Origin of the sequence: Nitratireductor sp. ZSWI3 (genome assembly GCF_024655565.1) — a bacterium.
Taxonomy (GTDB): domain Bacteria; phylum Pseudomonadota; class Alphaproteobacteria; order Rhizobiales; family Rhizobiaceae; genus Nitratireductor.
In genome coordinates this window covers 122633-131509 of record NZ_JANKOF010000002.1, presented here as the reverse complement: position 1 = coordinate 131509, position 8877 = coordinate 122633, and the positions used below count along the sequence as shown (strand labels likewise).

The 8877-nt window shown below is 62.4% G+C and carries 9 protein-coding genes; 2 read left to right on the top strand and 7 right to left on the bottom strand.

Features of this window, described 5'->3' with window-relative positions; all coding sequences use genetic code 11:
- Window positions 1-201: 201 nt before the first annotated feature.
- A complete protein-coding gene (locus NUU27_RS01860; RefSeq protein ID WP_257760343.1) occupies window positions 202-1029 on the top strand; it encodes a DUF2189 domain-containing protein in 828 nt (275 codons plus the stop codon).
- Window positions 1030-1131: 102 nt separating this feature from the next.
- Here NUU27_RS01860 and NUU27_RS01855 read toward each other — a convergent pair whose 3' ends face one another.
- The 5 genes from NUU27_RS01855 to NUU27_RS01835 all read right to left on the bottom strand — a co-directional run bounded on the left by NUU27_RS01855 (window position 1132) and on the right by NUU27_RS01835 (window position 5630).
- The gene (locus NUU27_RS01855) at window positions 1132-1506 is read right to left on the bottom strand and encodes a cytochrome C oxidase subunit IV family protein (protein ID WP_257760342.1); all 375 of its coding nucleotides are present in this window, start codon (window positions 1504-1506) and stop codon (window positions 1132-1134) included.
- Window positions 1507-1515: 9 nt separating this feature from the next.
- On the bottom strand, window positions 1516-2238 hold the full coding sequence (locus NUU27_RS01850) for a heme-copper oxidase subunit III family protein (RefSeq protein ID WP_257760341.1): 723 nt from the start codon (window positions 2236-2238) through the stop codon (window positions 1516-1518).
- Window positions 2239-2250: 12 nt separating this feature from the next.
- A complete protein-coding gene (locus NUU27_RS01845; RefSeq protein WP_257760340.1) occupies window positions 2251-2952 on the bottom strand; it encodes a cytochrome c oxidase subunit 3 in 702 nt (233 codons plus the stop codon).
- The gene (locus tag NUU27_RS01840) at window positions 2949-4718 is read right to left on the bottom strand and encodes a cbb3-type cytochrome c oxidase subunit I (protein WP_257760339.1); all 1770 of its coding nucleotides are present in this window, start codon (window positions 4716-4718) and stop codon (window positions 2949-2951) included. The genes NUU27_RS01845 and NUU27_RS01840 overlap by 4 nt, the downstream gene beginning before the upstream one ends.
- An 84-nt stretch (window positions 4719-4802) precedes the next feature.
- Complete coding sequence (locus NUU27_RS01835; protein WP_257760338.1) at window positions 4803-5630, bottom strand: cytochrome c oxidase subunit II; 828 nt, start codon at window positions 5628-5630, stop codon at window positions 4803-4805.
- Between the two features lie 591 nt (window positions 5631-6221).
- Here NUU27_RS01835 and NUU27_RS01830 point away from each other — a divergent pair.
- Window positions 6222-7001, top strand: a complete 780-nt coding sequence (locus tag NUU27_RS01830) for a hypothetical protein (protein WP_257760337.1) — start codon at window positions 6222-6224, stop codon at window positions 6999-7001.
- Window positions 7002-7309: 308 nt separating this feature from the next.
- Here NUU27_RS01830 and NUU27_RS01825 read toward each other — a convergent pair whose 3' ends face one another.
- Together NUU27_RS01825 and NUU27_RS01820 are read right to left on the bottom strand one after the other, a co-directional pair.
- Window positions 7310-7876 carry a murein L,D-transpeptidase family protein gene (locus NUU27_RS01825; RefSeq protein ID WP_257760336.1) on the bottom strand — a complete coding sequence of 189 codons (567 nt, stop codon included), beginning with the start codon at window positions 7874-7876 and terminating at the stop codon, window positions 7310-7312.
- Window positions 7877-7999: 123 nt separating this feature from the next.
- Window positions 8000-8770: a helix-turn-helix transcriptional regulator gene (locus tag NUU27_RS01820; RefSeq protein WP_257760335.1), complete on the bottom strand. Its 771-nt coding sequence runs from the start codon at window positions 8768-8770 to the stop codon at window positions 8000-8002.
- Window positions 8771-8877 lie beyond the last annotated feature (107 nt).

Sequence of the window (8877 nt, the reverse complement as noted above, 5' to 3'; positions counted from 1 at the left end):
GGCCGACATAGGCGCGCGATCGGCAGACTACCGAAGAGAAGGCCTTTGCGCCAGCTTGGTGCCGCGACGCCGCAAGAACGACGACAAGGAGCACTTTCCATGGTATCCTCAAGTATAAGGCAGGGGTTGCGGTTTTGCGTAACCTTGGATTTGAGGCGCCGTGAACCGTGGCCCACCGGACTTTGTCCAGGAGGAGTGGTCATGACGAGCTTTCACGTTATAGCCGGAGCCCAGAAAACCGTTGCGCATCCGCGGCTGCGGACCATCGATTTCGCAGATGTCCTCGGGGCGCTTCGAAGCGGGGTGGAGGATTTCTGGGACAAGCCGTCCCACTATGTTTTCCTGTGCCTGATCTATCCGATCGTCGGCGTGATCCTGATCACCTGGGCTTCCAGCGGCAACGCGCTGCAGCTCATCTTTCCGCTGATCGCCGGCTTCGCCTTGTTGGGGCCGTTTGCAGCAATCGGCCTTTATGAAATCAGCCGGCGCCGTGAACGGGGCATGGACACGTCCTGGAGGCATGCCTTCGACGTGCGCAAGTCAGCCGCCATTCCCTCGATGGTCGCCATCGGCATCATGCTGCTCGGCATCTTTCTCGTCTGGATATTCACCGCCCAGGGGCTCTACCGGTGGCTTTACGGCGACAGCGCGCCGGCGTCCCTGATCGGCTTCATCCAGGAAGTGCTGACGACGCAGCGCGGCTGGACGTTGCTGCTGGTCGGCAACCTGGTCGGTTTCATCTTCGCCCTGATCGTGCTCAGCACCACGTCCATCGCCTTCCCTCTGCTGCTCGACCGGGACGTGGGTGCTTATGCAGCCATCGAGACCTCGGTGCGCGTCATGCAGGCCAATCCGCTGCCGATGCTGCTTTGGGGCTTCATCGTCGCCGCTCTTCTGGTGATCGGTTCCCTGCCGCTGTTCGTCGGGCTGGCGGTGGTCATTCCGGTGCTCGGCCATGCCACCTGGCACCTTTATCGCAAGACGGTGATTTCACCGACCGGGAAGGAAAAAACGCCGGCGCAGAGTTGAGACGCCTGGCGCATCGGCTCGAAAATCCGAATCGATCTTCGGAAAACACGATGTGCAGATTCAAGGACGCTGCAGGGCGGCCGGAGGCACCTTCGCGCCGCCTCATCCTCCCCCGGAAAACGCGGTCATGCGGGTGATTGCGGTGTATTCGGATTCCACGGCCATGATCGCCGCGAAAACGAGCACCGCGATCGGCGGCAGCAGGATCGCATAGGCCAGCGCCAGCCGCTCCCACACCATATGCATGAAGACGGCGACGATGAGCCCCGCTTTCAGCATCATGAAAACGATGATCAGCCCCCAGCGCAGATATCCCTGAAAACCGACATAGTCGACCAGATAGGAACACGCGCTGAGCACGAACAGCCAGAACCAGACGATCAGATAGATGCGGATCGGGTGCTGCTGCCCCTCGGCATGCGCCGCCGTCGCGCTTTGCGAGAAGTGGCGATGTTCTTGTTCGGCGTGGGAAGTCATGACGGTTCCTCACCAAAGATAGAAGAATGCGAAAATGAACACCCAGACCAGATCGACGAAGTGCCAGTAGAGCCCCATGATCTCGACATGTTCGTAGTCGCCGCGCCGGCTCGTGAAGAAACCGCGCGCACCATCGTCATAGTCGCCGCGCCAGACCTTGCGCGCGACGATCAGAAGGAAGATGACGCCGAAGGTGACGTGGGTGCCGTGAAAGCCGGTGATCATGAAGAAGCTGGAGCCGAATTGCGCCGCTCCCCAGGGATTGCCCCATGGCCGCACGCCTTCGCTGATGAGCTTGGTCCACTCGAAGGCCTGCATGCCGACGAAGGTCGCGCCGAGGAGCGCCGTCACGAGAAGCAGGGCCACGGTGGCCCGCCGGTTTCGCCGATAGGCGAAGTTGACGGCGATCGCCATGCTGCCGCTCGACGAGATCAGCACGAACGTCATGATGGCGATGAGGATGAGCGGCACCTCGACGCCGCCGATATGCAGCGCGAAGACTTCGCTGGCATTCGGCCAGGGCACGGTGGTCGACATGCGGGCCGTCATGTAGGCGAGCAGGAAACAGCCGAAGATAAAGGTGTCGGACAGAAGGAAAATCCACATCATGGCTTTCCCCCAGGACGCGCTCTTGAAGGCGCGCTGGTCCGAGGCCCAGTCCGCGGCGACGCCGCGCAAACCCGCCGGCCGGGACTGTTCGGGTGCCGTGCCGTCCAGCGTTGTTTCAGCCATCATACCCTCCCTTCATGCCAGGAACTGCCGGCATATGGCGACGAGATCGCCGGCCCAGCCTGCCAGCAGGATGAACAGGCAGAGCCAGACGAACAGCAGGAAGTGCCAGTACATCGCGCACAGGTCGATGCCGAGACGCACGCGCGCGCTGCTATATGTTTCGCGCCAGGCCAGGGCCGAGACGCGGGCGAGCGCGATGAGCCCGCCGAGAATGTGCAGGCCGTGCATGCCGGTGATGAGGTAGAAAAAACCGTTCGCCGCGTTCACATCTATAAAATGGCCGGCCGCCGAAAGCGCCCGCCAGGCCGCGAGCTGGCCGATCAGGAACACGACGCTCGACAGTCCCGCGGCCGCCAGCCCCAATCGGGTGAGGTCCATGCGGTCTTCCCTTGCGGCACGGACCGCGCAGGAAAGGGCGATGCTGGCCAAGACGAGGACAACGGTGTTGAACCACAGCACGGGGGGCAATGGCGGCGCCTGCCAGTCGGCATATTCCATGCGCATGAAATAGGCGCTGGCAAAAAGCGCGAACAGGCTGCCGACGACGGCGAGAAAGATGCCGAGCGCGACCTTCGCCGCCGGCATCTCAGGAACATCGGTGGCCGGCAGGGCGGCGCCGGTTTCCAGCCAGGGCTTCGACATCAGTCGCTGGTGGGAGAGCCACCAGAACGAAAAGCCGATGACGACGACCAGGAAAACGAGAATGACGCTCATACCGCTCCCCTGTGCCGCGACCCGGGGTCGTTCTGGGCGATGAAATCCTCCGGCGCGCCAGGCACCGAATAGTCATAGGCCCAGCGATAGACGACCGGCCGCTCCGCGCCCCAATTGCCGTGCGGCGGCGGCGTGGTCGGCGTCTGCCATTCCAGGCTGGTGGCGCGCCATGGATTGCCGCCGGCTTCGCGGCCGTTGCGGAGGCTCCACACCAGATTGAACAGGAACACCATCTGGGCGAAGCCGACGGTCAACGCGGCGATGGTGATGAAGGCGTTCAGGCTGTGCACGGAATCGGTCGCGAAAGCCACATCGCCGAGTTCCGGATAACGGCGCGGCACACCCACCAACCCGACATAGTGCATCGGGAAGAAGATCGCGTAGGCGCCGACGAAGGTGACCCAGAAATGAAACTGGCCCATCGCCTCGTTGAGCATGCGACCGGTGATCTTGGGATACCAGTGATATATGGCTCCGAACACCACCAGGACCGGCGCCACGCCCATGACCATGTGGAAGTGGGCGACGACGAACATGGTGTCGGAGAGGGGCACGTCGACCACGACATTGCCGAGGAAAAGCCCCGTCAGGCCGCCATTGACGAAGGTGACGATGAAGGCGAGGGCGAACAGCATGGGCAAGGTCAGATGGATGTCGCCGCGCCACAGCGTCAGCACCCAGTTGTAGACCTTGATGGCTGTCGGGATGGCGATGATCAGCGTGGTCGTGGCGAAGAAGAAGCCGAACCAGGGATGCATGCCCGAGACATACATATGGTGCGCCCAGACAACGAAAGAAAGCGCCCCGATGATGACGATGGCCCACACCATCATTCGGTAGCCGAAGATATTCTTGCGCGCATGGGTGCTGATGAGATCGGAAACGATGCCGAAAGCCGGCAGCGCCACGATGTAGACCTCCGGATGTCCGAAGAACCAGAACAGATGCTGGAACAGGATCGGGCTGCCGCCGCCATAGCTCATCAGCTCTCCCATCTCGACCAGCGCCGGCATGAAGAACGATGTGCCGAGCAGCCGATCGAACAGCATCATCACGCAAGCGACGAAGAGCGCCGGAAAAGCCAGCAGCGCCATGACCGTCGCGGTGAAAATGCCCCACACGGTAAGCGGCATGCGCATCAGCGTCATGCCGCGCGTGCGTCCCTGGATGACGGTCACGACATAGTTCAGCCCGCCCATGGTGAACCCGATGATGAACAGGATCAGCGAGACGAGCATCAGGACGATGCCGGCGCCCTGCCCACCCGGCGTGCCGGACAGGATCACCTGCGGCGGATAGAGGGTCCAGCCGGCGCCGGTCGGCCCGCCCGGAGCGAAGAAGCTGGCCACAAGGACAAGCACGGCGAGCAGGTAGATCCAGTAGCTGAGCATGTTGACATAGGGGAACACCATATCGCGCGCACCGACCATGAGCGGGATCAGGTAGTTGCCGAAACCGCCGAGGAACAGCGCGGTGAGCAGATAGATCACCATGATCATGCCGTGCATGGTCATGAACTGGTAATAGGCCTCCGGCGTGATGAAATCGAACGTGCCGGGGAAGCCGAGTTGCAGCCGCATCAGCCAGGAAAGCACCAGCGCCACCAGGCCGATGGCCAGCGCCGTGCCGGAATACTGAATGGCGATGACCTTGGCGTCCTGCGAGAAGACATAGGTCGTCCACCATCCCCTCGGATGGTAAAGCTCGAGTTCGGGCGTCTCGGCCGGGGGGATCCCCTGTTCGGCATGAGGCGTGGCATCGACCATCGCGTCACCTCCTTGGGCACTGCCGATGACGTCTGGTCGACCAGCGGCGTCACCGGACATTCCTCTATGCGGCTGCCTCCCGTCTCACGGTTCGACAGCGTCCATGGCGCCGACCTTCGGTGGCGCGGAAAGCCGGGCGAATGTCGTTTGGCCGTCGAGCCAGGCCTGGTAATCCTCTTCCGTGTCCACCATCACGATACCGCGCATGTAGCCATGCCCCGTGCCGCAAAGCTCCGCACACAGCACTTCGAAGGTTCCCGTGCGTGTCGGGGTGAACCAGAAATAGGTAACGGTGCCCGGCACCATATCCATCTTGGCGCGGAACTCCGGCACATAGAAATCGTGCAGGACGTCGATCGAGCGCAGCAGCATTTTCACCGGCTTGTCGATCGGTAGATGCAGGTCGGCCGCCTCGATCACGACGTCGTCCTGGCCGTAGGGGTCGTCCGGGTCTATGCCCAGCGGGTTTTCATAGGTGACGAGCCGGTTGTCGGATTTGCCGAGCCGGCCATCCTCGCCGGGCAGTCGATAGTTCCATTGCCATTGCTGACCGACCACCTCGACCTCGGTGGCGTCGTCGGGAACGGTGATGAATTGCGACCAGACATAAAGTCCCGGCGCCAGCATCGCCGCCACCCCCACCGCCGTCACGGCGGTGAGCCAGGATTCCAGTTTCTTGTTCTCGGGATTGTAGTCGGCCTTGATGCCTTCCCTGTGCCGGAACCGAAACACGCAATAGGCCATGAAAAGGACTACGGCGGAAAACACCGCACCGGTGATCCAGAAGGTGATGATGAGGGTTTGGTCGATATAGCCCCAGTTCGAAGCGATGGGCGACCACCACCATGGGCTCAAGATATGGAACAATATCGAGCCCACAACCACAAGGACGAGTATAAGCGCTACCGCCATCCTCCGTACCTCCCGGCCTCTCGCGAAACCTTCGATCCGCTGAGAGGCCGGGCAATTATAACGCGAATTGGCCGACAAGCGCCAGTGCGGGGGGCTGTATCGGGTTCGCGGATCGCGGAGCGCTATCCGATGCGCCTCGGGAGAGGCTCGAGTTCTCCGCACGAGATCGGGAACGCGGGCTGGCTGCGCGCGCCGATTTCACCAGGTTCGTCGGGACATCGCGGTCGATGCGGCGATTTCTCGGCATGGCCGACCGCGGGCTCCTGAAGGACACGGGGAAGGCAATGACGCGCCATGACGGCACGGAAGCGGCCGGCGCCATCCGGCCCGCACGCGCTCGATCCCGACCCTCGCGAAACGGACACTCTTTCGATGCCGATGATCTGGGAAACGTCGAAGGCGGCCAGCCTGTGAAGAACGGCGCGCTCCGTGTCCGGGAGCCGTCGCGGATCGGCTGTCGGCCGGAGGGCTGGATCGGTGCGGCGATATATGTACAGATGTTTGCGGTCTTTGTCTGGGGCGGAAACGGATCTTCGCGCTTACCGCCGACTGGCGGGGGCGCGGACGACAGGTCTTGAGGAGGCAGGACGGATGAAAACGTGGGTCAAGGTGTTGCTCGGCGTTGCCGGGGTGATCGGGCTTTCTGTCGCCGGGGTCTTCTATCTCACTTCCGGGGTGACCAGGACGGGCGACGATTTTTTCGCCGCCGTCGCTTCCGGCGATGTGAAGCAGACCCACGGCGCATTGTCGAGCGCCTTTCGCGCGGCCACGAGCGAGGCCGAGCTCGCCGCGTACCTCACCGCCAACCGCATGGACAAGGTGGCCGAGACGAGCTGGAGCAGCCGTTCGGTCGCCGGCGGCAGGGGCAGTCTCGTCGGCACGCTCACCACGGTTGAAGGGGAGAGCATCCCGGTCGAGCTCGACTTGGTCAAGGAAGAGGATCAGTGGAAGATCTATGCCATTCGAATGACCGCCGGGCGGGCCGGCGCGGGCTACGGGGCCGGGGGTCTGCCGGGCGAGAGTGAGCAGGTGGCGCTGGTCGCCGAATCGATGGGAATTTTCTCCGATGCGGTCGCGGCGGGGGATATGAGCGGGCTCCACGACCACATCTCACGCCTGTGGGCCCGGCAGTTCGACGTTGCGGCGTTGGACGAGGCGTTCAAGACCTTTTACCGGTTCGGGCCCGGGCTGCAGGTCGTCAAGACCCTGGCACCGGTGTTCGAGGGCCCGGCGAAGCTCTCCGACGAGCGTATCATGGAGATCACGGGCTTCTATCCGACCAGCCCCCGTCGCGTTCATTTCACCGTCAAGTATATTTACGAGGGAACGGGATGGAAGCTGTTCGGCCTGTCGGCGGATGTGAAACAATGAGGGCCTGACCTACGGCGAGGAACTGGCGCGCGCGATCGAGGCCGGCGACCGTGCCGCCGTCGCCGCTCTGGTGAGGCTACGAACGGAGGACGATACCGTGTGGCTGTCGGGAATGACGCTCGGCTCGCCCGGCCTGGACCGCCCGCAGGGCCGCGAGACTGCAGCCAATCGAGGCGTTGAGGGCAAAATAGTCCCTCAATCGCGGGAGCCGTGTGAGCGAACTGCTCGGTTACGCGTTTATCGGCTCAGGCATCGGTGCCTTCGACGTGGCAATCGCCATGCGGTTCAGCACAAGCCACGCTCCGCCATCACGGCTGCCAGCGCGCATGGATTTCGATCGGCGTTCCGTTCGGGACCAGAGACCATATTTCCCGCATTTCGGCATTTGACACCGCGATGCAGCCGTCTGTCCAATCCAGAAGATGATGGATCGCTCCAAGTGCGCCCCAGCCATTGGGGAGGCCATGGATCATGATGTTCCCGCCCGGATGGTATCCCTGACGGCGAGCGGCCTCTTGGTCTGCGGCATTGGGGTAAGAAATATGCAGGCTCAAATGCGCCATCGAGTTCGGATTGCGCCAGTCGATGACATAAGCCCCTTCCGGGGTGCGCTCGTCCCCTTCGCGTTGCTTGTGACCGTCCTTCCAATTGCTTCCCATGGAAATGCGGTAGCGTCTCAGGATCCGATCGTCTCGAAAAAGATACATCGCCTTGTCGGCTTTCGACACCACGATATGATCGGCCAGAGAAGCAGCGGCAGCGGCCATTGGCGGTGTGCCTGAGCCCACGCGGGCAAGCAGTTTCGTGTAGCCGTACAGGCCAACAGCCAGTAAGGCGGTGATCCCAAGAACAAGAAGCACGGAACGTGGAGACATTTTCACTCGCGAAGTCGGTGGGCGGAGAGGGGAATCCCGATATTGAGCCGGAATATAAACGAGGAGCGGTGTATATCGCATGGTGGAGCCGCGGACATCTCAGAAACCCCGCTCGCTCCGCCCTCAGACAATGATGGTGGGAAAGCTCGCATAGCCTTCGTCGAGCGCCTTACGCAAAACGGCGGCATAATCATCGTAGTGCCGGTCGCCCTTCACGGTGCGGCCGAAGGATGGATTTTCGACGCCCGCCAACGGCACAAGCGCAAGAGGCGTCGACGCCGGGATCAACTGCGCGCCCTGTCCGACGCGCAAAGTCGTTAATATTCCGAACATCTCGCCGGCGATGCTTGGCCGCGACAGTATGGCGACACGATACTGCCCGGACATATTGGTGACGAGATAGACATGACCGGAAAGGTTCGGCACGGAAACGACGCCCTGCTGCGAGAAGGCGGCGTCGACACGCTCGCGCTCGTGGAAGCTGAGGCGCGCGGCGTCGGTATCCCAGCTGATTTCGATGCAGTAGGCAAAGATCGCCTGTGTCATCCCGAAGGAAGGCCGTAAGGTCAGATAGGCGCCCTCCAGCCATGAAACAGCGGCGCGGGAATAGGCGCCAAGCTCTTCTGCCGCGTGGCCGTTTCCATCGGCGAAGCTTGCAGCCGCCACGTCATTGTGCTCGCGCAGAACGACGCCCATTGCCTGTTCGAGCCGGATGATCGTGGCGAGCGTGAACGGGCGATGCCCGGACAGCGCCTTCTCGAGCGTCGACAGGCTGATGCATGCTTCGTCCGCAAGGCGTTGGCGCGATATGCGCCGCCGGGCGATTTCCTCGCGAATCCGTTCTGCGAGGCGGGCGTTCTGCTCGTCCGACAAATGGGCACTCCGACCGGACACAGGTTCCCCGCCTCTCTGGCTGCGTCATTTCCTTCACAATTCCACACATGTGCGCAGCCAGCAAGGCGCCCGGCGGCAAGACCCGGACGAAAGCTGACGAAGCTTAC

Excerpts from the sequence above, each read along its gene's own strand:
- NUU27_RS01860 (WP_257760343.1), top strand. The coding sequence starts at position 202 with ATGACGAGCTTTCACGTTATAGCCGGAGCCCAGAAAACCGTTGCGCAT.
- NUU27_RS01855 (WP_257760342.1), bottom strand. The coding sequence starts at position 1,506 with ATGACTTCCCACGCCGAACAAGAACATCGCCACTTCTCGCAAAGCGCG.
- NUU27_RS01850 (WP_257760341.1), bottom strand. The coding sequence starts at position 2,238 with ATGGCTGAAACAACGCTGGACGGCACGGCACCCGAACAGTCCCGGCCG.
- NUU27_RS01845 (WP_257760340.1), bottom strand. The coding sequence starts at position 2,952 with ATGAGCGTCATTCTCGTTTTCCTGGTCGTCGTCATCGGCTTTTCGTTC.
- NUU27_RS01840 (WP_257760339.1), bottom strand. The coding sequence starts at position 4,718 with ATGGTCGATGCCACGCCTCATGCCGAACAGGGGATCCCCCCGGCCGAG.
- NUU27_RS01835 (WP_257760338.1), bottom strand. The coding sequence starts at position 5,630 with ATGGCGGTAGCGCTTATACTCGTCCTTGTGGTTGTGGGCTCGATATTG.
- NUU27_RS01830 (WP_257760337.1), top strand. The coding sequence starts at position 6,222 with ATGAAAACGTGGGTCAAGGTGTTGCTCGGCGTTGCCGGGGTGATCGGG.
- NUU27_RS01825 (WP_257760336.1), bottom strand. The coding sequence starts at position 7,876 with ATGTCTCCACGTTCCGTGCTTCTTGTTCTTGGGATCACCGCCTTACTG.